Origin of the sequence: Roseateles albus, from assembly GCF_028595345.1 — a bacterium.
GTDB classification, from domain to species: domain Bacteria; phylum Pseudomonadota; class Gammaproteobacteria; order Burkholderiales; family Burkholderiaceae_C; genus Paucibacter_A; species Paucibacter_A albus.
Map to the genome: position 1 here is coordinate 625,049 of NZ_JAQQXT010000001.1, position 26,696 is coordinate 651,744.

The 26,696-nt window shown below is 62.2% G+C and carries 21 protein-coding genes; 10 read left to right on the plus strand and 11 right to left on the minus strand.

Going from position 1 to position 26,696, the window contains the following annotated elements:
• Positions 1-33: 33 nt before the first annotated feature.
• Positions 34-708 carry a PEP-CTERM sorting domain-containing protein gene (locus tag PRZ03_RS02575; protein ID WP_273598881.1) on the minus strand — a complete coding sequence of 225 codons (675 nt, stop codon included), beginning with the start codon at positions 706-708 and terminating at the stop codon, positions 34-36.
• 270 nt (positions 709-978) lie between these two features.
• Here PRZ03_RS02575 and PRZ03_RS02580 point away from each other — a divergent pair, with 270 nt between their 5' ends.
• Both PRZ03_RS02580 and PRZ03_RS02585 read left to right on the plus strand, forming a co-directional pair.
• On the plus strand, positions 979-2,886 hold the full coding sequence (locus tag PRZ03_RS02580) for a potassium transporter Kup (RefSeq protein WP_273598882.1): 1,908 nt from the start codon (positions 979-981) through the stop codon (positions 2,884-2,886).
• A 20-nt stretch (positions 2,887-2,906) separates the two neighbouring features.
• Complete coding sequence (locus PRZ03_RS02585; RefSeq protein WP_273598883.1) at positions 2,907-3,179, plus strand: hypothetical protein; 273 nt, start codon at positions 2,907-2,909, stop codon at positions 3,177-3,179.
• Between the two features lie 30 nt (positions 3,180-3,209).
• Here PRZ03_RS02585 and PRZ03_RS02590 read toward each other — a convergent pair whose 3' ends face one another.
• The 6 genes from PRZ03_RS02590 to dnaA all read right to left on the minus strand — a co-directional run bounded on the left by PRZ03_RS02590 (position 3,210) and on the right by dnaA (position 11,960).
• Complete coding sequence (locus PRZ03_RS02590) at positions 3,210-4,331, minus strand: acyltransferase family protein (protein ID WP_273598884.1); 1,122 nt, start codon at positions 4,329-4,331, stop codon at positions 3,210-3,212.
• Positions 4,328-5,044 (minus strand): LytR/AlgR family response regulator transcription factor, encoded by a 717-nt coding sequence (locus tag PRZ03_RS02595; RefSeq protein WP_273598885.1) that lies wholly within the window; start codon positions 5,042-5,044, stop codon positions 4,328-4,330. Before PRZ03_RS02595 ends, PRZ03_RS02590 begins: the two co-directional genes overlap by 4 nt.
• Positions 5,032-6,165 carry a sensor histidine kinase gene (locus tag PRZ03_RS02600; RefSeq protein WP_273598886.1) on the minus strand — a complete coding sequence of 378 codons (1,134 nt, stop codon included), beginning with the start codon at positions 6,163-6,165 and terminating at the stop codon, positions 5,032-5,034. Before PRZ03_RS02600 ends, PRZ03_RS02595 begins: the two co-directional genes overlap by 13 nt.
• Before the next feature lie 248 nt (positions 6,166-6,413).
• Positions 6,414-8,984, minus strand: coding sequence for a DNA topoisomerase (ATP-hydrolyzing) subunit B (gene gyrB / locus PRZ03_RS02605; RefSeq protein WP_273598887.1), 2,571 nt, complete (start codon positions 8,982-8,984; stop codon positions 6,414-6,416).
• Positions 8,985-9,079: 95 nt separating this feature from the next.
• Positions 9,080-10,204 carry a DNA polymerase III subunit beta gene (gene dnaN, locus PRZ03_RS02610; protein WP_263534208.1) on the minus strand — a complete coding sequence of 375 codons (1,125 nt, stop codon included), beginning with the start codon at positions 10,202-10,204 and terminating at the stop codon, positions 9,080-9,082.
• A gap of 133 nt (positions 10,205-10,337) precedes the next feature.
• The gene (gene dnaA, locus PRZ03_RS02615; RefSeq protein ID WP_273598889.1) at positions 10,338-11,960 is read right to left on the minus strand and encodes a chromosomal replication initiator protein DnaA; all 1,623 of its coding nucleotides are present in this window, start codon (positions 11,958-11,960) and stop codon (positions 10,338-10,340) included.
• A gap of 622 nt (positions 11,961-12,582) precedes the next feature.
• Between dnaA and rpmH the strand changes: the two genes are divergently transcribed.
• The 4 genes from rpmH to yidC are packed head-to-tail and all read left to right on the plus strand — an operon-like array spanning position 12,583 to position 15,251.
• On the plus strand, positions 12,583-12,717 hold the full coding sequence (rpmH, locus tag PRZ03_RS02620) for a 50S ribosomal protein L34 (protein ID WP_054021782.1): 135 nt from the start codon (positions 12,583-12,585) through the stop codon (positions 12,715-12,717).
• Positions 12,718-12,736: 19 nt separating this feature from the next.
• Positions 12,737-13,189 (plus strand): ribonuclease P protein component, encoded by a 453-nt coding sequence (locus tag PRZ03_RS02625; protein ID WP_273598890.1) that lies wholly within the window; start codon positions 12,737-12,739, stop codon positions 13,187-13,189.
• 17 nt (positions 13,190-13,206) lie between these two features.
• Entirely contained in the window at positions 13,207-13,527 is a 321-nt protein-coding gene (gene yidD / locus PRZ03_RS02630) for a membrane protein insertion efficiency factor YidD (RefSeq protein ID WP_276595144.1), read from the plus strand.
• Entirely contained in the window at positions 13,524-15,251 is a 1,728-nt protein-coding gene (gene yidC, locus PRZ03_RS02635; RefSeq protein WP_273598891.1) for a membrane protein insertase YidC, read from the plus strand. Before yidD ends, yidC begins: the two co-directional genes overlap by 4 nt.
• Before the next feature lie 119 nt (positions 15,252-15,370).
• On the opposite strand, the gene PRZ03_RS02640 is transcribed toward yidC, so the two are convergent.
• Positions 15,371-16,336, minus strand: coding sequence for a M48 family metallopeptidase (locus PRZ03_RS02640; RefSeq protein WP_263534212.1), 966 nt, complete (start codon positions 16,334-16,336; stop codon positions 15,371-15,373).
• Positions 16,337-16,461: 125 nt separating this feature from the next.
• On the opposite strand from PRZ03_RS02640, the gene PRZ03_RS02645 reads away from it, so the two are divergent.
• Positions 16,462-16,992, plus strand: coding sequence for a flavin reductase family protein (locus tag PRZ03_RS02645; RefSeq protein WP_263534213.1), 531 nt, complete (start codon positions 16,462-16,464; stop codon positions 16,990-16,992).
• A gap of 18 nt (positions 16,993-17,010) precedes the next feature.
• Here the strand turns inward: PRZ03_RS02645 and PRZ03_RS02650 are convergent, their stop codons facing one another.
• From PRZ03_RS02650 to PRZ03_RS02660, 3 genes are all read right to left on the minus strand, one after another.
• On the minus strand, positions 17,011-19,410 hold the full coding sequence (locus tag PRZ03_RS02650) for a beta-N-acetylhexosaminidase (RefSeq protein WP_273598892.1): 2,400 nt from the start codon (positions 19,408-19,410) through the stop codon (positions 17,011-17,013).
• Between the two features lie 71 nt (positions 19,411-19,481).
• Entirely contained in the window at positions 19,482-20,912 is a 1,431-nt protein-coding gene (locus PRZ03_RS02655; protein ID WP_273598893.1) for a sensor histidine kinase, read from the minus strand.
• Complete coding sequence (locus PRZ03_RS02660) at positions 20,909-21,568, minus strand: response regulator transcription factor (RefSeq protein WP_263534216.1); 660 nt, start codon at positions 21,566-21,568, stop codon at positions 20,909-20,911. The genes PRZ03_RS02655 and PRZ03_RS02660 overlap by 4 nt, the downstream gene beginning before the upstream one ends.
• Positions 21,569-21,724: 156 nt before the next feature.
• On the opposite strand from PRZ03_RS02660, the gene PRZ03_RS02665 reads away from it, so the two are divergent.
• The 3 genes from PRZ03_RS02665 (at position 21,725) to PRZ03_RS02675 (ending at position 26,691) form a co-directional block, all read left to right on the plus strand.
• Positions 21,725-22,474, plus strand: a complete 750-nt coding sequence (locus PRZ03_RS02665) for a chitinase (RefSeq protein WP_263534217.1) — start codon at positions 21,725-21,727, stop codon at positions 22,472-22,474.
• Between the two features lie 109 nt (positions 22,475-22,583).
• Positions 22,584-25,289, plus strand: a complete 2,706-nt coding sequence (locus tag PRZ03_RS02670; protein ID WP_273598894.1) for a TonB-dependent receptor — start codon at positions 22,584-22,586, stop codon at positions 25,287-25,289.
• Between the two features lie 154 nt (positions 25,290-25,443).
• The gene (locus PRZ03_RS02675) at positions 25,444-26,691 is read left to right on the plus strand and encodes a DUF5009 domain-containing protein (protein ID WP_273598895.1); all 1,248 of its coding nucleotides are present in this window, start codon (positions 25,444-25,446) and stop codon (positions 26,689-26,691) included.
• Positions 26,692-26,696: the final 5 nt, after the last annotated feature.

The following is a 26,696-nucleotide window of genomic DNA, read 5'->3' on the forward strand; positions in this document are numbered from 1 at the left end:
AGTCAACGGTGAAGAGTGAGCTAATGCGTGGGTTCAGCGTGCGCGGCGGCGGGCTACAGCGCCCACGGCAAACAGGCCCGCCAGCATCAGCGCGTAGCTTTGTGGTTCAGGCACGGCTGGCGTGGTCAGGCTGAAGTGCAGGTTGTCGGCGTAGGCGCCGCTGGAGTTGCCGTCAGGCCCCTCCATCGACAGGTCGAAACGGATCGCGCGCGTCTGCTCGGGCACAAATCCGTTGGTGTGGAAGGCAGCGAGCACGGTGTAATAGTCGCGCAGGTCGACGTAGTTGGGGCCCAGTTCGGTGTGATTGATTTCGATGCCGGAGGCGTCCAAAAAAGACACATACAACAAGGTGTTGTCTTCCTGGTTGCCCACGCCACCAAGATAGGCGTCGAGCTTGAACGCCACGCGGCCACCGTCAATGTCGGCGGCCTTGTCGCTCACGTCGACTTGTTGCCAGCCGGCAGAAAGGGCGCTGCTGCTGCCGGCAAAGTGCATTGCGCCATGGGCTGTATCCGGATACAGGAACAAAGGGTCTGCATAGGCCACGGTTTGAAACATCGAGATGGTGTCAATCGCGTTCCAAGCGCTTGTGCCTGATTCGGCATCACTGCTGGCAATCAGGTTGGTTTCATAGGCCGTAGCGTGAGCGCCAACTGGCGCGAACGCTGTCAGCAGAGTCAGGGATGCAAGAAGGGCGCTTAGTTTCATGATGACCTTGGGCTAAAGGGTTGAGCAGGAGGGCGGCGTTTCTTGCTGTATGTTCTTCCCGCCATATGACGCCCGTCATCGCTTGCCAAGATGCTGTTCGGCTCATCCGCTGCGATACGCCTCCATGTCGCTAATTTTTTCCTGGCGTTCGTGGTGGCCCTTAATTGCCTTTTCAGCGCCACTTTTGCGCCATTGATGTGCCACTTATGCCTTCCTTATGCAGGAGGTTTCACAGTGGGGCCATCAATCCCGCCACTACCGCTAGAGACCATGTCCTCAGACAGTTCTGTCTTACCAAATTCCGGCCATCCGCAGCGCCAGGCGCTGCCGGCGCTAACGCTGGGCGCCATCGGTGTCGTCTATGGCGACATCGGCACCAGCCCGCTCTACACGGTCAAGGAAATTTTCTTGCCCGCCACTGGCGTGGCGCTGAATCCAGCCAATCTGATCGGCGCGGTGTCGGTGATCATCTGGGCGCTGATGCTGGTCGTGACGCTCAAATACGTGATCCTGATCCTGCGCGCCGACAACCGCGGCGAGGGCGGCGGCTTGGCCTTGACGGCGCTGGCCGCTAAGGCGGTGGGCACGGGCAAGCCACGCCTGCACAAGGGCTTGCTCTTGCTGGGCGTGTTCGGCGCCACGCTGTTTTATGGCGACAGCATCATCACCCCGGCCATCACCGTGATGGGTGCTGTTGAGGGCTTGGAGGTCATCACCCCGGCCTTCAAACCCTATGTGCTGCCTATTGCACTGGGCGTTCTGCTGGCGCTGTTTATGGTGCAACGCTGGGGCACCCACGCGATGGGCAAGGTGTTCGGCCCGGTGATCACGCTGTGGTTTGTGCTGCTGGGCGTCATCGGCGTGATCCATATTCAGACCCAGCCGCAGGTGCTGGCCGCCTTGAACCCGCTGCATGCCTGGGAATTCTTGATCGCGCGCGGTTGGTATGTATTCGCCGCCGTGGGCGCCATCGTGCTGGCGCTGACCGGCGCCGAAGCGCTGTATGCCGATATGGGCCATTTCGGCGCCAAGCCGATCCGGCTGGCCTGGACGACGCTGGTGTTCCCGGCTCTGGCGCTGAACTATATGGGTCAAGGCGCGCTGCTGATCGGCGACCCGAGCGCGATCGAAAACCCGTTCTACCGCCTCTTCCCCGAGAGCTTGATGCTGCCGGTGGTGGTGCTGGCCGCGCTGGCCGCGGTGATTGCGTCACAGGCGGTGATCTCGGGTGCCTATTCGATGACCAAGCAGGCGATACAGCTGGGCTTCTTACCGCGCATGACGGTGCGCTACACCTCGGCCAGCGAGGTCGGCCAGATCTACATTCCGGTCGTCAACTGGGCCTTGTTGCTTGGCGTGGTGGCTGCCGTGCTGCTGTTCGGCAGCAGTTCGGCCTTGGCCGGCGCCTACGGCATTGCGGTGACGATGACGATGTTGATCACCACCCTGCTGACCTTTTTCGTGGTGCGGCATGGCTGGCGCTTGCCGGCACCGGTGGCCAATTCGGCCACGCTGTTCTTCCTGGCCGTGGATTTGCTGCTGGTAGCCGGCTGCGCGATCAAGTTTGTCGACGGCGGTTGGTTCCCCTTGGCCTTTGCGCTGGGCTTGTTCCTGGTGATGAGCACCTGGTCGCGCGGCCGGGCCTTGCTGATGGGCAGCATCCGGCGCGACGGCTTGGAGCTGCAACCCTTCCTCGAAAACCTGAGCGGCGCTGAGACCCACCGCGCCATGCGCACCGCGGTCTATGCTGTGGCCAACCCCGACACCGTGCCGCAAGCCTTGCTGCACAACCTCAAGCACAACCAGGTGCTGCATGAGACGAATGTGATCATGACCGTGGTGTTTCACGACCGGCCCTGGGTGCCCGAGGACGAGCGCATCGTGCTGCAGGAGTTGGCACCGAGTTTTTGGTGCGTGAGCCTGCATTTCGGTTTCATGGATCAGCCCGATGTGCCCAAGGCCCTGGCCTTGTGCGCGGACAAAGGCCTGCACATCTCCGCTTTCGAAACGAGTTACTTCCTCAGCCGCGAAACCGTGGTGCCGACCCCCGGTGAGGGCATGGTGCAATGGCGAGAGCGCCTGTTTGCCGCCATGAGTCGCAACGCCGGCGGCGTGGCCGAGTTCTTCTGCCTGCCGGACAACGCGGTGGTGGAACTGGGCACGCGGGTGCAGATCTGAGATCAAACCGGAGCAATGCAATGACCGAAGAAATCGACCCCCTAAAGCTAGATATCTGGTTCCCGGCCAAACGGTATGGCTGGGGCTGGGGCTTGCCCGTGCGCTGGCAGGGCTGGCTGGTGCTCAGCGCTTACGCGATCTTGATGGTGTTGGCAGCATTCCTGCTATCGCCCGAGCAGCAGCCCCTCAGCTATTCGCTCAGCGTTGCGGTTTTGACGGCCATGCTGCTGTTGATTTGCTGGTGCAAGGGCGAGCGGCCACGCTGGTGCTGGGGAGGCAAAAAATCGTCCTGAGGGCAGCATGACGTCCCGCGTGCAACTGGTTCAGAGCACCCGCGTCATGCCCGGCAGCGCCCGCAGCTGGCGACCCAGCCAGAACGATGCGGCGACGGCCAGGCTGCCCACCACGAGGAACTTCAACCCCGGTGCCGCCTGCCAGCTGCGCAGCGCCAATGACACCGCCACCAGCACCGGCGCATGCAGGATGAAGGCCGCATAGGCCGCCTCGCTCCAGCGCTGCCAGCTTGGGCTGGGCCGATTGAAGCGCAGGCGGAACTGCCACAGCAATAGCGCAATGATGCCCCAGGCGACCAGCGGTTCCCAGAAGGCATAGGCTGCGGCCGGCCAGGACCAGCCACCATTGAAATTGACCGACTTGCCCTCGAACGCGCCGAACAGCGCCGCCACCAAGGGCAAGGCCGGGATTGCCAGCAGCGTGATGAAGAACCAGGGCAGTGCGTGTTGACGCTCGATGCGCTCCAGCCAGCGATGCCGCGCCGCCGCGCAACCGAGCGCGAACAGCATGATGTAGGAGGAAAAATAGCCGAGTTGCAGCGCCCACACATTGCGGCCGGTGGGCACCCACTGCCGTATCAGCATCGCGCCGGCACCGACCAGCAAGGCCGCAGCGAGCCAGTGCGCATGGCCCGGTACGGGCTGGACCGCATTTGCGTGCTTGCCGCCCAGTGCGCGCCAGGCCGCATAGGCCAGGGCGAAGAGCAGCAAGGCCCAGGCAAACCACAGCGGCCCGGCGACAAAAGTGAAGTGCTCAAGCCGCCACAGCCAGCCGGACCAGAAGTCATTGCCCTTGCTGATGTCGGCCATGGCGTCGGTCATCGGCCCCAGCAGCAGGCCGAAGACCAGCAAAGGCAGGCCCAAGCGGATGAAGCGTTCCGCAAGATAGCGTTTGGCCCCCTTGCGCTCGAAGGCGGCCGGCGTGAAATAGCCGGCGATCAAGAAGAACATGCCCATGAAGAAGGCCTGGTTGATGCTGCACAGCATCGTCAGCGTGATGCTGCTGCTGACATTCGGGTTCTCAGGGAACTCGCGGTAGAACCAGCCGCCGCTGCCGCCATAGGTGATGGCGCAGTGATGAAAGATGACCAGGGCCGTCAAGACGACGCGCAGTCGGTCGAGGAAGTAGCTTCGGGGCGTGTTCTTGCTCATAGGGCTTTGCTATTGCTGCTCAGTTGCGCCAGCACGGCAGCGCGGTATTGGCGGCTGCAGGGCGCGCTGGCGCCGCCGCGCAAGGTCAGCTCGGAATCACCCAGCGCCAGCACCTGCGCGGTGGCCACGGCCGCGCTGCGGTGCGTGCGCATAAAGCCCACGCCCAGATCGACCAGCAGGCCCGCCAAGCTGCGGCGCAGCAGGGGCGTGCGGCCATCGAGCAGGTGCAGCAGCACGTAGTTGTCGGCCGCTTCCAGCCACAGGATCTCAGCAACCGCCACCACATGTGTGCGGCCGCGATCCGGGATCAGCAACTGTGCCGGCGGTGCTTGCTCGGCCCGCGTCGGGCTGATGCGCGTGCGCAGACGCTCACGCAAACGATCAAGCGCGCGCGCCAAACGCTCGGCTTCCACCGGTTTGAGCAAATAGTCCACCGCATCGCTGTCAAAGGCCTCGAGCGCGTAGCGGTCAAAGGCGGAGGCGAACACGACGGCCGGTGCCGGGTCGGGCAGCGAGGCCGCCACATCCAAACCACTGATGCCGGGCATTTGAATGTCGAGAAAAATCACATCGGGCGCGAGGGCAGCCACCTGTGCCAGCGCCTGCTCGCCGTCCTTGGCTATGCCGGCGATCTCGATGCCGGGCATGGCCGAGAGCAGGCGCTGCAGGCGCGCACGGGCCTGCGGCTCGTCGTCAACGATCAGCACACGCATGGCAACACGATCTCCGCTTCGACACCGGCACCCTCACCGCGCGAGCGCAGCGTCAACGAGGCCTCGCTGCCGAAGCGCGTGGCCAGGCGTTCACGCAAATTGCTCAGGCCGGCGCCGAACACCGGCTGCTGTTGCGGCAGGAGCCGCCCCACATCGTCCTGGACCGACAGCCGCATGCAGTGCTTGCCCTCGCGTTGCGCGCGCACCGTGATCTGCGCCTGGCCCAGATGCTTCTCCACCCCATGCCGGAAGGCGTTCTCCAGCAGCGGCTGCAACAACAGGGTCGGCACCTTGAAGGCGCACAGGCTCGCGTCAATCTCGAACCTTGTGCTGACGCGATCGGCAAAGCGCTCATCCATGATGGCCGCATAGCCTTCCAGCAAACGCAGCTCCTCGCCCAGCGTGCTCTCTGGCCGGCGTGTCAGGTCGGTGGCGGCCCGCAGCAAGGCGGCCAGCCGGCTCAAGAGCGTGTCGGCTAACTGGGGATTCGAGTGGATGATCTCGCTGATCGTGCTCAAGGCGTTGAACAGAAAGTGTGGCTCTATCTGCTGCGCCAGCTGCAGCAACTGAGCTTGGCGGGCCAGGGCCTGCGAACGCTCGGCACGCAGTTGTGCAGCGACCATCGCCACATAGGAGCGTATGCCAAAGAAGATCGCGATGAACAGCAGGTAGTAGGCGCTGAACTTGAGGCTTTCATACAGAAACAGCTCGCCCCAGGGTTGGTGTTCGTAGCGTTCGCCCAGCAAGGCATAAACGCCGTGCCTGAGCATGAACACCAGCGCCACAAAGACGACGGCCACCAGTGGCAACCAGCGCAGCTGCGAAGCGAACCAGCGCCATGGATGGGCCAGCAGTGCATCATGGCGCGCTACGAAGCGCGCCTGCAGCAGGATCAGCAGGGTGCTGACGAGGCAAGACGTGCCCTGCCAGACCAGTGGCCGCCAGATGCCGCTATGGCCATTGCGCCAATAGTCCTGCACCTCCACGCTGGCCATCAGCACCCATAGCAGGGCCCAGGCCAGCGCGAAGGCGAAGCGCGGCACGGGCAGCAAAGCGCGCAGATCGGCGGCGACAGGGTCGGCCGAGTTGGCTGCAGTGCGGGCGGGCTGTTGGACCTTCATCAATGTAGCGCTGGCTCAGCGTTGGCTGTTTGCATGGAGCCCGAAGACTAGCGCAGTGAGGTCGCTTTTTACCGCTGCCCATTGCGATTTGGGGCGAGTGGTGAGCCGGCTGGGGCGAGTGACGCAAAAGACCGGCGCGCTACTGGGGCTCAGGCAATAGCGATGAGTAATCAGTAGAAAAAGGCCCATAAGTTTCTCAACTTATGGGCCCCTGATTCTCAGCTTATGCCTTCACCGGCACAAAAAAATCAAACGTCGATATTCCCCGCCCTCAAAGCGTTTTGCTCAATGAAGTCGCGCCGTGGCTCAACTTCATCGCCCATCAACATCGTGAACACACGGTCGGCTTCGATGGCGTCGTCAATCTGCACGCGCAACAGGCGGCGCACGGTCGGGTCCATGGTCGTTTCCCACAGCTGGCTTGGGTTCATTTCTCCCAGCCCTTTATAACGCTGACGACCGACGGAGTTTTCGGCTTGCGTCATCAGCCAGGACATCGCGGTGCGGAAGTCAGGGATCTTGCTTTCCTTGGCCTTCTCGCCTTCGCCCTTGCGCACCACAGCGTTTTCGCCGATCAGGCCCTTGAAGGTCACGCCGGCGCTGGCCAGCACTGCGTAGTCCGCGCTGTGCACGAAGTCGGCATTGATGACGCTGGAGCGGGTGTTGCCGTGCTGCTTGCGGCTGATGCGCAGCAGCAATTTGTCGGTGCGTTCGTCGTACTCGCTGTGCACCTCGGCTTCGTGCAGCGCACCTTGCATGGCCACAGCCGCCGCTTCGGCGGCTTCCTTGTTGTCCAAGTTGATGGCCAGGCCGCTGGAGAGCACGCGCAGCGCTTCAAAGTCCATCCAGTTCGACAGACGGGTGATCACGCTCTCGGCCGTCACGTATTGGCGCGCCAGGGTTTCCAGCGCTTCGCCTGAGAGAACTGCATCGCCAATACCGGTGTGCAGATGGGCGTCCTGCATCGCGATCTTGAGCAGGAAACCGTCCAGCTCGTGGGCATCCTTCAGGTATTGCTCATGCTTGCCGACCTTGACCTTGTAGAGCGGCGGCTGGGCGATATAAATATGGCCGCGCTCGCATAACTCCGGCATCTGACGGTAAAAGAAGGTCAGCAAGAGCGTGCGGATGTGGGCGCCGTCAACGTCCGCATCGGTCATGATGATGATGCGGTGGTAGCGCAGCTTGTCGGGGTTGAAGTCATCGCTGCCGGCGCCGCGGCCGATGCCGGTGCCAAGCGCGGTGATCAGCGTGAGGATTTCATTGCTGGTCAGCAACTTCTCATAACGCGCCTTCTCGACGTTCAAAATCTTGCCGCGCAGCGGCAAAATAGCCTGGAACTTGCGGTCACGACCCTGCTTGGCGGAGCCGCCGGCGGAGTCGCCCTCGACGATGTAGATTTCGCACAGCGCGGGGTCTTTTTCCTGGCAGTCGGCGAGCTTGCCCGGTAGGCCCAGGCCATCCAACACACCCTTGCGGCGTGTCATTTCGCGGGCCTTGCGGGCCGCTTCACGGGCGCGCGCCGCGTCCAGAATCTTGCCGCAGATGATCTTGGCGTCGATTGGGTTTTCGAGCAGGTAGTCGGTCAGCAGGCGGCTCACGATGTCTTCCACCGGTGCGCGCACTTCGGATGACACCAGTTTGTCCTTGGTCTGCGAACTGAACTTGGGCTCGGGCACCTTGACCGAGACCACGCAGGCCAGGCCTTCGCGCATATCGTCGCCGGCCACCTCGACCTTGGCTTTTTTGGCGAGGTCGTTGTCGGTGATGTATTTGTTCAAGACCCGCGTCATCGCGGCGCGCAGGCCGGTCAGGTGGGTGCCACCGTCACGCTGCGGGATGTTGTTGGTGAAGCAGAGCACGTTCTCGTTGTAGCTCTCGTTCCACTGCATCGAGACCTCGACGCCGACATTGGTGCCCTGGTCGCTGATCTTGTCGCCTTGGGCGTGGAAGATCGTCGGGTGCAGGGTGTTCTTGCCCTTGTTGATGAACTCGACAAAGCCCTTCACGCCGCCTGCGTAGGCGAAGTTGTCTTCCTTGTTGTTGCGCTCGTCGACCAGGCGGATCTTCACGCCATTGTTCAGGAACGAGAGCTCGCGCAGGCGCTTGGCCAGGATGTCGTAGTGGAACTCGTTATTGGTCTGGAAGATCTCGGTGTCGGGCACGAAGTGGACTTCGGTGCCGCGCTTGTCGGTCTCGCCGACGATCTTCATCGGGCTGACTTCAAAGCCCACCCCGTCAACATTACGCATCTCCAGCACGCGGTCTTGCGGCACACCTTGCTTGAAGTCGAGCTGGTGGATCTTGCCGTCGCGGCGCACCGTCAGGCGCAGCGTCTTGGACAGGCCGTTCACGCAGCTGACGCCGACGCCGTGCAGACCGCCCGAGACTTTGTAGCTGTTCTGGTTGAACTTGCCGCCGGCGTGTAGCTCGGTCAGCGCGATTTCGGCGGCACTGCGCTTGGGCTCATGCTTGTCGTCCATCTTGACGTCAGTCGGAATGCCGCGGCCGTTGTCGATGACGCTGATCGAGTTGTCGGTGTGGATGGTGACGATGATGTCGTCGCAATGACCGGCCAGCGATTCGTCGATCGAGTTGTCGACGACTTCGAAGACCAGATGGTGCAGACCGGTGCCGTCGGAGGTGTCGCCGATATACATGCCGGGGCGCTTGCGCACGGCCTCCAGGCCTTCCAGGATCTGGATCGAATCGGCGCCGTAAACGCCACCCGAGGCGGCGGCTGCGGTCTGCTTGTCGGTCAGGCCTTCGGCATTGGCGCTTTCAGCGGGCTTGGATTCGGGATTCTGGGCATCTGTCATCTGGAACTCTCTCTAACGTGGGCCAAAACTCAAGCCCTTCAAAAGCGCACAAGCGGGCCTAAGCCCGCTCTGGTTGAAACTCTGCTGTGGTCGGGCTAGATCCGCATTGGCATCACGACGTACTTGAAGCCGGTCTGCTCAGGGATGGTGATCAGCGCGCTGGCCGAGCTGTCGTTCAGGTCGATGCTGACCATCTCCTGGCTCATGTTTTGCAACACGTCCATCAGATAGGTGACGTTGAAGCCGGTCTCGATCAGGTCGCCGGCGTAATCGATGTCGATCTCTTCGCGGGCATCTTCTTGCTCGGCGTTGCTGGACACGATGGACAACTGACCCGGCTCGAAGGACAGGCGCACTGCCTTGAACTTCTCGCTGGTCAGGATGGCGGCGCGTTGCAAGCTGGCCAGCAGTTGCAAGCGGCCCAGCGTGACGTTGAATTTGTGGCTCTTCGGGATCACGCGGTTGTAGTCGGGGAACTTGCCCTCGACCAGCTTGGTGACGAACTCCATGCCGGAGAAGCTGAACTTGGCTTGGTTGCCTGCAAAGCGCATTTCGATCGGTTGCTCGTCGGCGGCATCTTTACCTCCGTCCTTCAGCAAGCGCATCAGCTCCAGCACGGTCTTGCGCGGCAGGATGACTTCTTGCTTGGGGATTTCGGTTTCCAGCTCGGCCTGGGCCAGCGCCAGACGGTGGCCGTCGGTGGCGACGAGCGTCAGACTCTTGCCTTCGGCCACGAACAGGATGCCGTTCAGGTAATAGCGTATGTCATGCACCGCCATCGAGAAGTGCACCTGGTTGATCAGGTGCTTGAGGGTCTTTTGCGGCACGGCGAAGGCGGGGCCGAAGTCGGCGGCTTCCTGTACCAGCGGGAAGTCATCGGCCGGCAGCGTCTGCAGCGTGAAGCGGCTTTTGCCACCTTGCAAGGTCAGCTTGGAGCCGCTGGCGCTCAGCGAAACGGTCTGGTCGGCCGGCATAGAGCGCAGGATGTCGATCAGCTTGCGTGCGCCTACGGTGGTGCTGAAGTCGCCGGCGTCGCCGCCCAGCTCGGCGGTGGTACGGACCTGGATTTCCAGGTCGCTGGTGGTCAGCTCAAGGCTGCCGCCATGCTTGCGGATCAGCACATTGGCCAGCACGGGCAGGGTGTGGCGCCTCTCCACGATGCCTGCAACCGCCTGTAGGGCGCCGAGCACCTTGTCTTGGGGGGCTTTCAACACAATCATGTCAACCTCTTTCCACTTGTCTGGCTTGTTCTAACCGGGCAAACCGTCCGTCCGGCAGCGCCCCGCATTTTGACCTACTCCAAGGCCGATTCTGGAGCAGCACGTCGTAAATTGATGCTAGATCGAACCCGGGTCAACCCTTCAGCGTCTGCTCCAGCACATGCAACTGCTGATTCAGCTCGGTATTCTTCTGGCGCTCGCCGCCGATCTTGCGTACCGCATGCAAGACCGTCGTGTGGTCGCGCCCGCCGAACAGCTCACCGATCTCGGGCAAGCTCTTTTGCGTCAGCTCCTTGGCGATATACATGGCGATCTGGCGCGGCCGGGCAATGCTGGCCGGGCGCTTCTTGCTGTACATATCGGCGATCTTGATCTTGTAGAAGTCGGCCACGGTCTTCTGGATGTTCTCGACCGAGATCTGCCGGTTCTGGATCGATAAGAGATCCTTCAGCGCCTCGCGCGCCAGCTGGATATTGATTTCTTTGTGGCTGAAGCGGCTGTAGGCCAAGACCTTGCGCAAGGCACCTTCGAGCTCGCGCACATTGGCGCGCACGTTCTTGGCGATGAAGAAGGCCACGTCTTCGGGCATTGGCGTCTGCTCGGCCTCGGCCTTCTTGATCAGAATCGCAACGCGCATTTCCAGCTCGGGCGGCTCGATCGCCACCGTCAGGCCGGCATCAAAGCGGCTGGTCAAGCGCTCATCAATATCGGCCAGGCCCTTGGGGTAGGTGTCGCTGGTCATGATGATGTGAGCGCGCTTGGCCAGCAAGGCCTCGAATGCGTTGAAGAACTCTTCTTGCGTACGCTCCTTGCCAGCAAAGAACTGCACATCGTCGATCAGCAGCAGGTCCAGCGAGTGGTACTTGGCTTTCAGCTCGTCAAAGGTCTTGCGCTGATAGTTCTTCACCACATCGGAGATGAACTGCTCGGCGTGCAGATAGAGCACGCGGGCATCCGGCTTGTCTTTCAGCAAGGCATTGCCGACGGCGTGGATCAAATGCGTCTTGCCCAGGCCGACGCCGCCGTAAATGAACAGCGGGTTGTACATCGCACCAGGCGCGCCGGCCACATGCAGGGCAGCCGTGCGGGCCATCTGATTGGCTCGGCCGGGCACCAGGTTGTCGAAGGTCAGTGCGCTATTGATGCGGTGGCGGCTGGCGCTCGGGGCGAGATTGGCTGGCTTGGGTGTCGGCGACTGCTGGACTTCGATGCTGCTTGATGTTGCCGACGGATTGCCCTGCGCAGCGTGGTTCTGCTGCTGATGCGAGGGGTTGACCACCGGGCGCAGGCCGTTATGCAACACTTGGCCTGCGGCCGCTGCCGAGGGCTGGGCAGCTTGCTGCAGTGCCTGGCTCGGCTGATTGCCTGTCGCGGTGCCGAGGCGGGGCGCGGCGTCGCGCGTGGCCAAGGCCAAATCCAACCGTGCGGGCTGCCCGGCCAACTCGGACAATACTGACTCGATGCGCCCGGCGTATTGGTTGCGAATCCAGTCAAGCTTGAAGCGGTTGGGCACGCGCAAGGACACGAGCAAGCCGCCCGCAGTTCCGCCATCGCTGACCACGGCCGGCGGCAAGGGGCGAATCCAGGTGTTGAATTGCTGCTCGGGCAGCTCAGTGATCAGTCTTTCGCAACACAGTTGCCAAAGACCATCCTGGCCTCCTTCGGCTGGGCTGCTGCTGACGGCGGCTGCAGCTGCGCCGCCTGCCATCGATCCACCTGCGGTCAAACTATTGGGATCAAAATTGTCTGCGCTCATTACACCAAGCATGTCTGCGCTCATTGTGGAAAACTTGTTCTAGAGCGGCCAGATTGTACGGGTTTCGAGTGCGCAACCCGAGAGTTATCCACAGATTTTTTGGCGTCAGTCGGGCTGGCTTGGGGTGCGTGGGGGCGGGCAAGCGCTTGACGGGGGCTTAAAACTTTGGTGTAATCGCGGGTTTTCCGGACGCTAGATAAAGCGGAGTAGGATTGTTTGGTCAGGGTGCGCAGAAAATGCGGGCTTTGCCTGGCACCTATCCACGCAGCGCTCGTGAGCTTGGGTGTGACTGAAGCGGAGTGAAGGGGCAAATGACTTTTGGGTCGAATGACTTTTCATGGGCTGTGGCAGCTAAAGCTTGCGGGTGCGTGCGAACGCAGAAGCGGCGACCCGGCGCGGCACACATCAGTGGCCGTCGCAGCGTGGTTTTTGGCCTTGATTCATCCCTGGCTGGCAACCACCCGACGTCCGGGGTGCAAACCGCAAATCGCGCAAACCACGCCAATCGTTTTGCAAGCCGGCGACTGATCGCCAACCACCGCTAAAGCGTCATCCGACGTCCTTAGACTTTCGCTAGTTCCGCCTAGATTACTGCCTAGATATTGCCTAAAGGGGCCACATCATGAAACGCACTTACCAAGCCTCCAAGACCCGCCGCGCCCGTACCCACGGCTTTCTGGTTCGCATGAAGACACGCGGTGGCCGCGCCGTCATCGCTGCGCGCCGCGCCAAGGGCCGCAAGCGTCTGGCTGTCTAAGCCTAGAAAAGCTGAAGTCATGATCGGCCGCATCGTGCGATCGGCCGACTTTGAGCGCGTGCTGGGCAGCCCCAGTCGCGTGCGCAGCAGTCATTTCGCGGTACATCATCTGGCCGCCTGTCCGAGCAAACCCGCCAAGGTCTTATCCACCGCTGCGGGCAAGTTATCAACAGGCGATGCACAGCTCACCCACAAGCCTGTGGATGAAGTACCTCCGGACGCTTGCTGGCTGGGTGCGATCGTGCCCAAGCGCCATGCCAAACGTTCGGTGACTCGCTCGCTGATGAAGCGCCAAATCCGTGCCGCCTTTGCCGAACAACCCACTTTGCCGCCTGGCTTGTGGGTGGTTCGGCTGCGCTCGCCTTTCGATCGCAAGCTGTTCCCCAGCGCTGCGTCGGATGCGCTCCGGGCGGCCGTGCATGCCGAACTGGCGCAGTTGGTCGGCCGCGTGCTGGCCCGCTCCGGCGCCTGAGCGCTAGGCCCCCAGCCATGCTGCCCATCAAACTTTCTTCGATCCCGCAGCGGGCGTTGATTGGCTTGGTGCGCGGCTATCGTTTGCTGCTCAGCCCTTGGCTGGGCGCGTCTTGTCGTTTTGAGCCGACTTGCTCGGTCTATTCGATCCAGGCGCTGCAGCGCCACGGTGCGCTGGCTGGTAGCTACCTGACCTTGCACCGAATTCTGCGTTGCAATCCGTTTTGCGAAGGCGGCCATGACGGCGTGCCTGACAATGCGCCCGGCCTGTTCACCCGCCTTGGCGTGTGCATGCCGGCATCCCCTCCTCGAAACTCCAATTCAGAAGCCTCCTCATGACTGATATACGCCGCACCGTGCTGTGGGTGGTGTTCACCATGTCGCTCGTCCTACTCTGGGACGGCTGGCAAAAACACAATGGGCAGCCGTCCATGTTCAGCCCACCGGCGCCGAAAGTTGCCACCGTGGGTCCGGCAGCACCAAACGGTGCGACCGGCGTACCGGCCGCTGCAGCCGTGGCAGGCGCACAGGCGGGCTTGCCTGCCGCCGCGCCGTCGGCAGCCGCTTTGGCCGGTGAAAAAGTTCATATCAAGACCGATGTCTTGGACGTGACGCTGAACACCCTGGGCGGCGATGTCACCCGGGTTGAGTTGCCGACCTACCTGACCGGCCCCGAACCCGGCCTGTTTGACCCCATCTTGCAAGCGGTGGGTATCAAGGACAAGTCGACCGTGCCGCAAACCCCGGTGGTGCTGCTCGACAGCGAGGGGCATAGCTACAAGGCGCAGACCGGGCTGATCGGCAGCCAAGGCCAAGCCTTGCCGACCCACAACACCTTGATGACGGTGGCGCCAGGCGAGCGCGAGATGAAGGCCGGCGCTAACGAGTTGGTCGTGCGCATGGAGTCCCCCGAGCAGGGCGGCGTCAAGTACATCAAGACCTTCACCTTCAAGCGCGGTGAGCATGTCATCGGTGTCAAGCATGAGGTTGTCAACGTTGGCAGCGCAGCCGTCACGCCGCAGGTTTACGTGCAACTGGTGCGCAACAATGTCGCCGGCCCAGGTGGTACGGCTTTCACGTCGACCTTCACCGGCCCTGCGCTCTACACCGACAAGACCAAGTTCCAAAAAGTCGAGTTCAAAGACATCGACAAGGGCAAGGTCGACATCTTGAAGAACGCCGATGACGGCTGGGTTTCGATGGTCCAGCATTATTTTGCGAGCGCCTGGTTGCACAACGAGCACACACCGCGCGAGTTCTTTGTCAACAAGGTCAAGGGTGCGGTGCCCGATCAATATGCGGTCGGCATGGTGTTCACCTTGCCGGCGCTGGCGCCCGGCGCCACGGCAACGCATGCCGACCAATTGTTCGTCGGCCCTCAGGAAGAGGAAAAACTCTCTCAGCTGGCGCCAGGCTTCGAGCTGGTTAAGGATTACGGCATCTTCGCCATCCTGGCCAAGCCGCTGTTCTGGCTGTTGGAAAAGCTCTACGGCATCCTGGGCAACTGGGGCTGGGCCATCATTGCCTTGGTCGTGCTGCTGAAGATTGCCTTTTACTGGCTCAACGCCAGCGCCTACAAGAGCATGGCCAAGATGAAGGCCGTCGGCCCCAAGGTGCAAGCGATGCGCGAGCGCCTGAAGGACAAGCCGGCCGAAATGCAGCAAGAAATGATGCGCATCTACCGCGAAGAAAAGGTCAATCCTATCGGCGGCTGCCTGCCTATCCTGTTGCAGATGCCTTTCTTCATGGGCTTGTACTGGGTGTTGCTGTCCTCGGTCGAGATGCGCGGCGCGCCCTGGATCGGCTGGATTGTTGACCTCTCGGCCAAGGACCCGTATTTCATTCTGCCGCTGCTGATGACGGCGTCCAGCTTGTTCCAGGTCTGGTTGAACCCGACGCCACCCGATCCTATGCAGGCCAAGATGATGTGGTTCATGCCGCTGGCCTTCAGCTTTATGTTCTTCGTCTTCCCGTCCGGTCTGGTGCTGTACTGGTTGACCAACAATATCTTGTCGATCGCTCAGCAGTGGTACATCAACAAGCGGCTGGGCGTGCAGGGCTGATCGCCTGACGCGCAACACCATTTAAAAAGCCCCCAAGGCGCAATGCCTTGGGGGCTCTTTTTTTTGCTCGCGCGACCCTGTGCGCGACCTTGTGCGCGACCCTGCGCTCCACCTTAGGCTCAGCCCTGCGTAGCCTGCCTGCGTAGCGGTGGCGCGACGTCAAAACGTTGGCTTGGTTTTTCTGCCTTTTCGTACAGGCCCTTGACCTTGGGCAGATTGGCCTCGATATCGCGGATGCGGGTCGGCCCGGCCGGGTGGGTGGACAGCCATTGCGGCGGCGCGCCCTTGCTGGCCGCGCCCATCTTCTGCCAGAGCGTGATGCCGGCCGCCGGGTCGTAGCCAGCGCGAGCGGCCAACTCCATGCCGACCAGATCGGCCTCGCTCTCGTCTTCGCGGCTGAAGGTCAGTGTCAGCAATTGCCCGCCCATGCCCAGCACCGCATCGCCGACATTGCCCAGGCCAAGCAGGCTAGACAGCACCGAGGCGCCCAGCCGCGTCGCCTGCGTCTTGGCCATGCGCTCGCGGGCATGCTCCCGCAAGGCATGCGCCACCTCATGGCCCATGATGGTGGCGACCTCGTCATCGGTGAGTTGGAGCTTTTCGAGGATGCCGTAGAAGAAGGCGATCTTGCCGCCCGGCATGCAAAAGGCGTTCAGCTGCGGGTCGGCGATCAAATTGACCTCCCAGCGCCAGTCCTTGGCGCGAGGGTTCCACTCCATGGCTTGCGGAATGATGCGTTTGGCAATTGAGCGCAGACGTATCAGCTGTGGGTGATTGGCCGGGGCCAAGGCGCGTTGTTGGTTGGCCTGCCCCATCATCTGCTGGTACTGCTGGGCGCCGGCTTGCTCGACTTGTTCGGCCGGCACCAGCTTGGTCAAGGAACTGGTCTTGCCGACCTCCACCCCATCCCGCGCCCATGCCGGCAGCAGCGCAGTCGCTCCCAGCAGGCCGGTGAAGAGTCGGCGCGAGCGTTGGTAAGGCTTGCCGGCTGCGCCTGCGCTGTGGCAGGCGCAATGGCCGAAAGCCGGCAAGTCGCACAGTGGGGACGATGAGACAGGGGAGCGGTAATCGAAGTCTTGAGGCATGAGTGGTAGGAAGGGCGAAGGGCTGGCGCTAAATTCATTTGGCGGCACCTATTCTGAGGCCTGTTTGCAAAGGGCATATTTCGCTTTGGCGGCAGAGACCGACTGTTTCGGTCAACAATACGCCTATGCCGACATCGACTTCCTCCTTCAGCCCCGAATCTCCCGCAGCCACCCCGGCGCTTCAGGCGCTGGGCTTTCGTTCGGCGCTGGGCATGTTTGCCACCGGCGTCACCATCGTCACCGCGCGCGCTCCGGACGGCAGCCTGGTCGGCCTGACCGCCAATTCCTTCAACTCGGTCTCTTTGAGCCCACCCTTGGTGCTCTGGAGCCTGGGCCAGAAGGCCGGCTCGATGCCGGTCTTTAGCCGTGGGTCGCACTATGCGATCAATATCCTGGCAGCCGATCAAAAGGATTTGGCGCAGCGCTTTGCGACCCGAGATATTGACCGCTTTGCCGGCGTCGCCTGGCGCGAGGGGGCGGGCGGCGCGCCGGTGCTGGATGGTGTTGCGGCGGTGTTCGAATGCGCCAACCGCAGCCAGTACGAAGAGGGCGATCACGTCATCTTCGTCGGCGAAGTTGAAAGCTGCAGCTGGCGCGAGGGCGCCCAGCCGCTGATCTTTCACGGTGGACGTTACTACACCGAGCTGCCTATCTGAGCGTATTGCTGGCGCGCTTTACTTTGTGGCGACGCCCCCTAGCGCCATCAGGCCCATGAGCAAGCGCTCAAGCGGGTAAACGGCGCGAATCACGACTTCATCGCGCATTTGCGCCGCACGCGCCAGCAAGGCTTGCGCTTGGCTCGCCTCGGCGTCGCTCAGTGGCCGCCGCTGTATCAGCCTTTGCAGCAAATCCAGGCCCAGCTCGGCCAGATCGCCCACATCCGCCGCCACCGGGGCCAACTCGGCCAAGGCCGGCCGGCTTTTGATCAAGGCCCGCAGCGCCGCATCATTGCGCTGCCAGCGGCTCAGGATGGCCTGCAGCTGCGCCAGCGCCGGGCCCTCGCTGGGGTTGGCCAGCAAAAGGCTGACGGCGGCGTCCATCTCGCGTACGGTCGCGCTCTCGGGCGGCAAGGCATCGGCGAAGCGGTCCAGGCGCTCGAACTGGTGGTAGTCGCCCTTGAGGAACTTGGCATGCTGGCGGGCGTAGTACTGGCCGGCTTCGACCGCTTCGGCCAAGCTCTGCAGCGGGGCGATCTGATCGCTGCCGGCGACTTGGGTCAGCAGCTGTGCCGCCTGCTGATGCTGCTGCAGGCCAACCGAGAGGCTGGCCCAGGCGTCGACCCCGACCAGTCTGCGGTACATGTCCGCCTCATCGCGCAGGTTTTTACCCGACCAGAGGCGCTCGGCCACGGCAAACAGGCGCGGCCAGAGCTTCAGGTCCAGGATCTGTGCATTGACGTTCTCGGTCCACAAGGCGGCCTCACCTCCCCATAGATGCTGGGCCTGTTGCGCGTCCAGGCGACGCGGGGCGATGCCGGCGGGCGCCGCGGCCAAGCGCTCGCCACGCACCGGGTAGCGCACATTGCCGATCAAGACATAACCCGAAAGTTGCGGGCCATCAAGCTGCACGGCGGGTGTGAATTCGCCCATCCAGGTGTCGAGCGTGAAGCTCAGCCCCGTGCCGCTGCGCCAGGCAATGTGCCGGAGCGAGCGACGCGCACGCCCGTCGAAATCGATAAAGCCGCGCCAGCCGCCGCTGCGGTCTTGAATCAGACTGAAGCTGCCGGCCAAGCCGGGGCCTTTGAGCCTGGCCATCTGAAACGACCAGGTCTGGATTTGCTCGCCGGCCGCGAGCTGATCGTCGACGTCCAGGGCTGCGGGCAGCGGCTCATTGCGGTAGTGGAAAGCGCTGCTGTGCGGCTGATCCAGATAAAAGCCGGTAGACAAGATGCCGGGGTAGCCCTGCTGCAGCGTCGCTGCCAGCGAGTCTTGGCCGCGCCAGGACTGCACCATGATGGAGCGCGGCAGCGCGGGGTGAAAAATCTCATCCCAGCCGACCATGCGCCGGCCATGCTTGGTCAGGATCTGCTCCAGCTTTTGATTGAAGTGCGCCTGCAAAGCTTGGGGGTCAGGCAAACCATGCGTTGCCATATAGGCGCGGATGCTGGGCGAGGCTAGCCATTGCGCGGGGTCCACTTCGTCGCCACCGATGTGCAGGTATTGATCTGGGAAGATTTGCGCTAACTCGCCGACCAAGCGGTCCAAAAAATCATAGACCGCCGGCTTGCTGGGGTCCAGCGTCGGCAGGTGCACGCCCCATTGGCGTTGCATCTGAAATGGCCCGGCAGCGCTGATCAACTCGGGGTAGGCCACGGCCAAGGCCGAGGCATGGCCGGGGAAGCCGAGCTCGGGCAGCACGCGGATGCCGCGCTCCGCCGCGTAGGCCACGAGCTCGCGCATTTGCGCCGGGCTGTAGAACAAGCCATCGCTGGCCAGCTCTTGCAGCTTCGGAAAGGCCTGCGATCCATAACGCCAGCCCTGATCGTCACTCAAATGCCAGTGGAAGACGTTCAGCTTGGCTGCCGCCATGCCGTCGAGCTGACGTTTGATGTCCTCCAGTGGCAAAAAATGTCGCACCGAGTCGAGCAAGAGGCCGCGCCAGCGAAAGCGGGGCGAGTCTTGGATTGTCAACAGCGGCAGCCAGACTTTGCCGCGGCCCTGGCCCACATCCTCAATGCTTGTGTCGGTGTGCAGCAATTGCAGCAGCGTCTCCATACCGCGCAGGGCGCCGAAGCGACTGGCGGCTTGCAGCGCGATGCCCTCGGCAGTGATGCTGAGTTGGTAGCTCTCATCGTCGGTCGCCGTGGGTGTGCGCGGGCCGTCTTGCGCCACCTGTATGCGGATCAGCTGAGCCGCTGCGTCAGCGCTCGCTTGCAGCGTCCCGCCGGTCTGCAGGGCCAGCCGCCGATACCAGTCCCGCAGGGGCAGTTCCAGATCCGCGCCCTTGACCTCGATCCTGATCTGCCGTGCCAGCGCCAGCCTGCCGGCTTGCGCGCTGATCTCTTGAGGCCAAGGCATCAAGTTCAGCGCTGCTGTGATATTGGCATTGCTAGGACTGGTGGCAGCGAACAGCATGAGGGCGAAGAGGAATTCGGCGGGAAGAGATAACGAAGCTGGCCAAGGGCTGCGCAGCAATGGCCGGGCCATCAGGGTGCGGCCTTGAACTGCACCTGCACCGTCAGGCCGCAGCCTTGCGGGCCTTCGCTCAAGGTGACTGCTGCTCCGTGCTGAGCGGCGGCCCGCTCGACAATCGCCAGGCCCAGGCCGCTGCCGGATTGGATTTGATCGGGCAGGCGGAAGAAACGCTCGAACACCTTGCGGCGCAGCTCAATCGGTATACCCGGCCCCTGATCGCTGACGCTGAGCACAACGCAGCCTTTGGTGCCGGCTTCCTGGGTGGCAATGGCGACCCGCACCAGGCTGCCGGCGGGCGAATACTTGACGGCGTTGTCGACCAGGTTGTCCACCAGCGCGCCTATGCTCTCGCGGTTCAAGAGTAGCTCACAGCGTTCGGGGGATTCCAATTCAAGTTCGATGCCGCGCTGCAGCGCCAACTGGCTGCTGAGCGCCATCCGGTCGCGCACCAATGCCACCAAATCATGCGGGAGCAGCGCGGTGCTGTCCTGATCGGAGCCGGAGCGTGCCAGGGCGAGCAACTGGTGTACCGTGTGGGTGGCGCGTTTGACGCCTTCATTCAGCCGGGCCACCGACTCATTGCGGCGCTCGCCAGGCGGTGCGTCTTGCAGTGATTCGGCATTCAGCTGGACCACCGCCAGTGGCGTCTTCAGCTCATGCGCGGCGTCGAGCAAAAACTCGCGCTCGCGTTCCAGCCGCTCTTGCAGCCGGCTCATCAAGCCGTTGACCGAGTTGACCACCGGCGCCAGCTCCCGGTAGGGCGACTGGGGCAGGGCAGACAAGTCCTTGGCCGAGCGCTGCGCAATCTGCGCTCCGATGCGCTGCAAGGGCGCAAAGCCGGCGCGTAAAAGCAACCAAGCGACCAACATCATCAGCGGCAGGCTGTAGAACAGCGGGCGGGCGTAATAACTCAAACCATCGGAGCTGAAATGCCAGTCACCCGGCACTTCTTGCCAGCGTCGCACCAGCAATCCCTGCGCCGGTGCGCGCGCCTCCACATACAACCAGCGCGCGTCACTCTCGAAGTGTTGCTCGTTTGGCGTCAGCCGGTCGCCCATATCGGGCGGCCCCTGGCGAAAGAGCAGTTTGTCGCCTTGCCAAACCTGCATGGCAATGAAGGGCGCCTCGTAGCCGATGCCCATCCACTCTTGTTCGCGCAAATGTTCCAGCTCGGCCAAGGCGGCGTGCAAGCGCTCGGGCTGGTCGGCCCACAGCGAGGCATGCATGCGTGCATGCTCGGCCCAAAGCTGATTGGAGGCCTGGCCGTTGCGGGTGTTGACGACGCGCACGTCATGGAACTCGCGCAACATCAAGATGCACCAGATCAGCAAGAGCACCGCGCAAAACGCGCCAAAGGTGCGGCCGAACAAGGAGCTGGTGGCGCCGGGCGCTGTGGCTGCATCGCCTGTGGCGACCAGCTCTGCATCCAAGAGCGACGTCATTTGCGCTCCACCACAAAGCCGACCCCGCGCACGGTGCGCACATAGCCCTCGCCAATCTTCTTGCGCAGATTGAACATATGTACATCGAGCGCATGGCTGTCGGCGTTAGGCAAGGCGCGCGCCTCCAGCTCGCGCCGCGTGACGACCCGGTCGGGCAGCTTGAGCAGGGTCAGCAAAATCGTGAACTCGGTCTTGGACAGATTGATGACGGTGTCACCGCGCGTCAGCAGCATGCGGCGTTCATCCAGCGTGAGGTCCTGGACCTGCCACTCTTGCGTCTCGGACTCCTGCGCCAAGCCTGAGCGCCGCGCCACTGCGCGCAGGCGCGCCAGCAGCTCAGGCCCGGCAAAGGGTTTGACCAGATAGTCATCCGCGCCGCTGTCCAGGCCTTGCAGGCGGTCCTCGATACCGTCGCGGGCGGTGATGACGATCAGCGGCAGCTGTTTGTCTTGCTGGCGAATGCTGCGCAGCAGATCCAGGCCATTGCCGTCAGGTAGCCCCAAATCCAACACCACCGCATCAAACACCAGTTGTTCCAGCCAGTAACGCGCCTCGGTGATGCGGCGCACCCATACCACGTCATGGCCGCCGTCTTGAATCAGGGATTGCACCGAGTGGCCCAGTTCCAGGTCGTCTTCTACGAGGCAGATCTTCATGCGCTCCACTGTAGCAAGCGTCGCATTAATGCACTCTTAAGGCATTCTTGAGGAAGGACGGCGCATAAACAGCGATAGTAAAAACCAGTCGAGTACCGGTTGCCCTTCGGTGACATTACTGGTATCAAAGTTACTGCAAGGAAAGAAGGCAGCGAAATGAAAACACGATGGATGGATCCAGCGACCCTGCCGCTGATTGCGGCCCTGTTATTGAGCACGGCTTGCGCGACAGCGCCCAAGCAGGATGCGGCCCCGCCGGCGGCGAGCGGCGAGGCTGCGCAGTTTTTGCCAACGCAGGCTCAGTTCGAACTGCTGTTTCCGCAGCGCATTGCTTTTTATTCCTACGAGGGCTTTGTACAGGCGGTGCGCTCGTTTCCAGAATTTGCCGGCAGCGGCACGGCCGAACAGCGGCGTCAGGAAATGGCCGCCTTTTTGGCCAATATCGCGCATGAGTCGGACGAGCTCAAGGCGGTGCGCGAGTACAACCAAGCCAACTACGACAAGTATTGCAGCCTGGAGGCCGGCCAGACCTGTGCGCCGGGTCAGCAGTATTACGGACGAGGCCCGATCCAGTTGTCCTGGAATTATCAGTATCTGGCCGCCGGTAAAGCGATTGGTCTGGACCTCTGGGCCGACCCCGACCGCGTTGCCCGCGACCCCAAGGTCGCCTGGCAAACCGCGCTCTGGTACTGGATGAACCAGAACGGCCCAGGCACCATGACGCCGCACCAGGCCATGGTGAGCGGCGCCGGTTTCGGCGAAACCATTCGCAGCATCAACGGCGCACTTGAATGCGGCAAGCCAGCCGATTCCTACGCCGGCAAGCAAGTGGCAAGGCGGATTGATTTCTACCAGCGCGCCAGCATGAAGTTCGAGGTGGCGCCGGGCGCAAAGCTCGGCTGTTGAGCGATGCGCTGGGCGAGTAGGTGACTGAGTAGGTGAGTAGGCGCGCGGCGACCGAACAAGTTGTTGATGTTTGCTTTGGCCGCATTTTTATAAAAGCATGGAGACAAAAATGAATCACAAGCGTTTCAAGGGTCAATCAATTTGCGCGCCATCTCGGCGCAGTGCCACCCAATGGGCCGTCTGTGCCTTGCTGGGCACGGCCAGCGCGGCTTGGGCGCAGGCTCAGAGCGGCGACAAGGTGAGCGACAAAAATGAGCTGCCGCAGGTCACGGTGACGGCCACGCGCAGCGCAACCAATTTGCTCAAAACGCCGGTGGCCGTGACGGCGCTGAGTGGCGATGATTTGGTGCGCGAGAACGTCAAGGAGTTGATGAACCTCAGCGGCACGGTCCCCAATTTGCAGCTGGGTTTGTCCAGCGCTGACTCGGGCGTGCTGGTGTCGATTCGTGGCGTGACCTCGACCAACTTCACCGAAATCGGCGACCCCGCCGTGGGTATCCATATCGACGGCATTTATTCGCCGCGTCCGCAAGGGTCCTTGGCGCTGATGTTCGACCTCGACCAGGTTGAAGTACTGCGCGGTGCGCAAGGCACCTTGTTCGGTCGCAATTCGACCGCCGGCGTTATCAACATCATTCCGGCTCGGCCCGATTTCAAGTCCAACTACGGCTGGACTTCGCTGCAACTGGGTAACTACAACGCCAAGCAAGTGCGCTCTGTCTACAACGTCTCGCTGGCTGATAACTTTGCCCTGCGTGCCGCCGTGATGGTGGACAAGCGTGACGGCTATATCAAACAGACTCAAGATTTGCGCGACCGTGGCGTCAAGTTGCCCGACGCGGTGGGTGATGGTGGCCACTTCACGCCCGATGGCAAGCCCGACAACGACCAGCGATTGAACCGCAAAGTGTCGGCCGCTGACCAATATGCAAACTCCGACCAATGGGCGGCGCGCGTGACCGGACGTTGGGGCATCACCAAAGATCTGGAATGGCAAGGCGGCTTCGAGCATTACGCCAACAAGGGCGCCGGCGACGTCGGTTTGAAGGACTGCAAGATGGCGGCCGGCACCGCCTATGCCTGCGGCCCAGAGGGACAGTGGCACGCCATCATCAACGTGCCCGGCAAGATCGACATGACGATCGACACCTTCCGCAACAGCCTCAGCTGGAAGCTCGATGAGCGCAGCGAGCTGATCTACAAGGGGGCTTACGCGGTGCAGCAGCGAGCCCAGGACCACGACGATGATGGCGGCGAGAGCTGGCGCGACAGCGATGTGGACATCATGCAACCCTGGGGCAACTGGGGGCGCCAACATTCGATCGACAAGGCCAGCTACACGCTGGACTCCAAGTACAAATCCTGGGTGCATGAGCTGCAGTTCAAGCAAACCACCAAGGATTGGCGTTATGTGGCCGGTGCCTTTTATATGTCCGAGAAGAACGCGATCAATTTCGCGCAAGATAACTTGGTCTCGGCACCGTACGGCATGCCGCAAGGGCAGTTCTATGGGCAACCCGATCGTCAAATCGAGTCCAAAGCTTTGTTCGCTCAGGGTGATTTGAAGCTGGCCGAGAACCTGACCGGCACCGCCGGTTTCCGCTACAGCCAAGACAAGCGTACCGACAACGGGGGCACCAGTGCCGGCCTATGGGACGCCAGCACGCCTTGGTATTACAACGGCAAGTTCAAGCCCGCCGGCTGGGATGCTGCCAGCGGTGTCTACACGCCGGTCGGCACGCCGCACAACGGGACCGATTTGACCAAGCAAATGGGCCCGTTTGCCGGCCTGGGCGTTTATCCAGAACCGGTCATCAACAGCTATAGCAAGAGCTGGAGCAAACCGACCTACCGCTTGGGTCTGCAGTACGACTTGAACAAGGACCAGATGGTCTTCGGCTCGGCCGCGACCGGCTATCGGCCAGGTGGTTTCGGTGACAAGTTTGATACCTGCGGCGGGGGCACCTGCGTGGACGGCGGTAAGCAGAAATACAGCTTCCTCGACTACGACCCCGAAACCACCACCAATTTTGAGTTGGGCTACAAGGGCAGCCACTGGGACAGGAAGCTGAACTTCAGTGCGGTGTACTTCAACACCCAATACAAGGGCATGCATGTGACCGGCATGAATGCCGTGGGCCAGAAAAAGCTGGAGCCGGGTCGTGTCTGTGCCGATTGGGAGCCCGCTTGTGACGTGGTCAGCGCCTGGAAGACCGAAAACATCGGTGACTCAAACATCCAAGGCCTGGAACTTGAGTTCAAGCTCCTGCCTTGGGCGGGCGGCAATCTCTCGGGCTTCTTGGCCGTGCTGGATACCAAGGTCAAGTCCTACGACACCTATAGCGACGAATGGATGTGTGGCTACCGGGTCGAAAACAAGGCCGAGCCTTGCGCCCCGATTTATCTGGGCGACGATCCGAAAAAACGCGGCCGCGCCATTCGCGACGTGACCGGTAACCAACTGCCTTACGCGCCCAAGTATGCGTTTGCGCTCAACTACGGGCATGACTTCGATGTGGGCGGCGGCATGACGCTGTCACCTTTCGTGGGCATGCGCTGGCAAAGCAAGATGTACTTCACCGTGCGCAACCTGGATAACCCGGTCATTGGCGACTACCAGGACGCCTACACCAACTGGAACGCTTCGCTGAAGCTGGCCGGCGCCTCGGGCAAGTGGGATGTTGAGCTGTGGGGTAACAACCTCAGCAACAACATCGTCAAGAACTGGATGGGCCAGGGTCAAGCGGGCGGCTACACATCCAACAGCTATAACGCGCCACGGATGTATGGTCTGCGGGCGACGCTGAACTACTGACATTGCTTCGCCAGCAAGGGGCGCACGCAGCTCGATACAGCGCGTGCGCCCTGGTCTTGATTCTTCTTCGCTTTCCCGACAGCCGCTAGGCCAAGTGGCGCTCGTGATGTCTTTGGCTTGCGCCAACAACTACTCCCCAAAATCGGCCCCGGCCATGACTTCGAAAACAACAACTCCATCGGCAGCACCCTGGTTGAAGGTGCAAGCCGGCCGCATCAATTCGATCGATGCCTTCAGAGCCTTGACGGTGTTGGTGATGATCACCGTCAACCAATGGCATGGCGTGATCGGGCTGCCGCAGTGGATGGGCCATATGCCGGCCGATGCGGATGCGATGAGTTTTGTAGATGCCGTCTTTCCGGCCTTTTTGTTCATTGTCGGCATGTCGATTCCCTTCGCCTTGCAGCAGCGCTTTGACAAGGGCGACACGGTCTGGCGGGTGCAAGGGCAGGTGGCGCAACGGGCATTGGGCCTGGTGGTGATTGGCCTCTTCATGGTCAATGCCGAGGGCGGTTTTCACGCGGCTTCGATGTTGCTGCCGATTCAGATTTGGGGCTTGCTTTGCTATGTCGCAGCCTTCCTTGTCTGGGGTTCGCTGAGCGGCGGCCCGGCCTTGGGCCTTGCTTGGCGCTGGGTGGGCGTGGGCTTGTTTGTGGCTCTGGCGCTGCTGTACCGGGGCGGGCCGACCGGGCAGGACGGGATGACGCCGCAGTGGTGGGGCATCCTTGGGCTGATCGGCTGGGCTTATCTGATCGGCTGCGCCTGTTTTCAGCTCTGTCGTGGCCGCGTGTTGGGCTTGCTGGCCTGCATCGCTTTTTGTGTCGCTTACTTCGCCCTGCACCGCGCGCCGGCGGTGCAGGGTCAGGTCTTGCTGAGCCTGCTGTTCAGTCAGGACGGTCACTTCAGCCACGCCGCGCTGGTGCTGAGCGGCTGCACGACGGCGATGTTGTACTTTGACCGGAGCAGCAGCGGCCATGGCAACGGGCGAGGCAACAAGGGGCCGGCCATGCGTTTCGCCATGGCCCTGGTCTTTGCTTTGGCGCTGGCGCTGGCCGCCACTTGGCTGCGCCCCGAGTTCAAGATCTCGAAAATTTACGCCACGCCCAGTTGGGCGCTTTACAGCGCCGCGGCAAGCGTGTTGATCTTCACTGCGCTGTACGGGTGGATCGATGTGCTCGGCCGCACGCTGGCGCCCAGCTTTTTGGAGCCGGTGGCGGCTAATCCGCTGGTGGCTTATCTGATCCCCTTTGTGATCGGCGCGCTATTGAATCTGGCGCATTGGGAACTCCCGCTGGCCCTGCGAACCGGCCCGGTGGGCATAGCATTTGGCATGGTGTATGCGGTCGCGGTGGCCTTGCTGGTCAAACAGCTGGCGCTGCGCGGTGTGCGGCTGCGCATCTGACGCAT

Bases quoted from the DNA above. Each gene is read 5' to 3' on its own strand.
- PRZ03_RS02575 (WP_273598881.1), bottom strand. From the start codon at position 708: ATGAAACTAAGCGCCCTTCTTGCATCCCTGACTCTGCTGACAGCGTTC.
- PRZ03_RS02580 (WP_273598882.1), top strand. From the start codon at position 979: ATGTCCTCAGACAGTTCTGTCTTACCAAATTCCGGCCATCCGCAGCGC.
- PRZ03_RS02585 (WP_273598883.1), top strand. From the start codon at position 2,907: ATGACCGAAGAAATCGACCCCCTAAAGCTAGATATCTGGTTCCCGGCC.
- PRZ03_RS02590 (WP_273598884.1), bottom strand. From the start codon at position 4,331: ATGAGCAAGAACACGCCCCGAAGCTACTTCCTCGACCGACTGCGCGTC.
- PRZ03_RS02595 (WP_273598885.1), bottom strand. From the start codon at position 5,044: ATGCGTGTGCTGATCGTTGACGACGAGCCGCAGGCCCGTGCGCGCCTG.
- PRZ03_RS02600 (WP_273598886.1), bottom strand. From the start codon at position 6,165: ATGAAGGTCCAACAGCCCGCCCGCACTGCAGCCAACTCGGCCGACCCT.
- gyrB (WP_273598887.1), bottom strand. From the start codon at position 8,984: ATGACAGATGCCCAGAATCCCGAATCCAAGCCCGCTGAAAGCGCCAAT.
- dnaN (WP_263534208.1), bottom strand. From the start codon at position 10,204: ATGATTGTGTTGAAAGCCCCCCAAGACAAGGTGCTCGGCGCCCTACAG.
- dnaA (WP_273598889.1), bottom strand. From the start codon at position 11,960: ATGAGCGCAGACAATTTTGATCCCAATAGTTTGACCGCAGGTGGATCG.
- rpmH (WP_054021782.1), top strand. From the start codon at position 12,583: ATGAAACGCACTTACCAAGCCTCCAAGACCCGCCGCGCCCGTACCCAC.
- PRZ03_RS02625 (WP_273598890.1), top strand. From the start codon at position 12,737: ATGATCGGCCGCATCGTGCGATCGGCCGACTTTGAGCGCGTGCTGGGC.
- yidD (WP_276595144.1), top strand. From the start codon at position 13,207: ATGCTGCCCATCAAACTTTCTTCGATCCCGCAGCGGGCGTTGATTGGC.
- yidC (WP_273598891.1), top strand. From the start codon at position 13,524: ATGACTGATATACGCCGCACCGTGCTGTGGGTGGTGTTCACCATGTCG.
- PRZ03_RS02640 (WP_263534212.1), bottom strand. From the start codon at position 16,336: ATGCCTCAAGACTTCGATTACCGCTCCCCTGTCTCATCGTCCCCACTG.
- PRZ03_RS02645 (WP_263534213.1), top strand. From the start codon at position 16,462: ATGCCGACATCGACTTCCTCCTTCAGCCCCGAATCTCCCGCAGCCACC.
- PRZ03_RS02650 (WP_273598892.1), bottom strand. From the start codon at position 19,410: ATGCTGTTCGCTGCCACCAGTCCTAGCAATGCCAATATCACAGCAGCG.
- PRZ03_RS02655 (WP_273598893.1), bottom strand. From the start codon at position 20,912: ATGACGTCGCTCTTGGATGCAGAGCTGGTCGCCACAGGCGATGCAGCC.
- PRZ03_RS02660 (WP_263534216.1), bottom strand. From the start codon at position 21,568: ATGAAGATCTGCCTCGTAGAAGACGACCTGGAACTGGGCCACTCGGTG.
- PRZ03_RS02665 (WP_263534217.1), top strand. From the start codon at position 21,725: ATGAAAACACGATGGATGGATCCAGCGACCCTGCCGCTGATTGCGGCC.
- PRZ03_RS02670 (WP_273598894.1), top strand. From the start codon at position 22,584: ATGAATCACAAGCGTTTCAAGGGTCAATCAATTTGCGCGCCATCTCGG.
- PRZ03_RS02675 (WP_273598895.1), top strand. From the start codon at position 25,444: ATGACTTCGAAAACAACAACTCCATCGGCAGCACCCTGGTTGAAGGTG.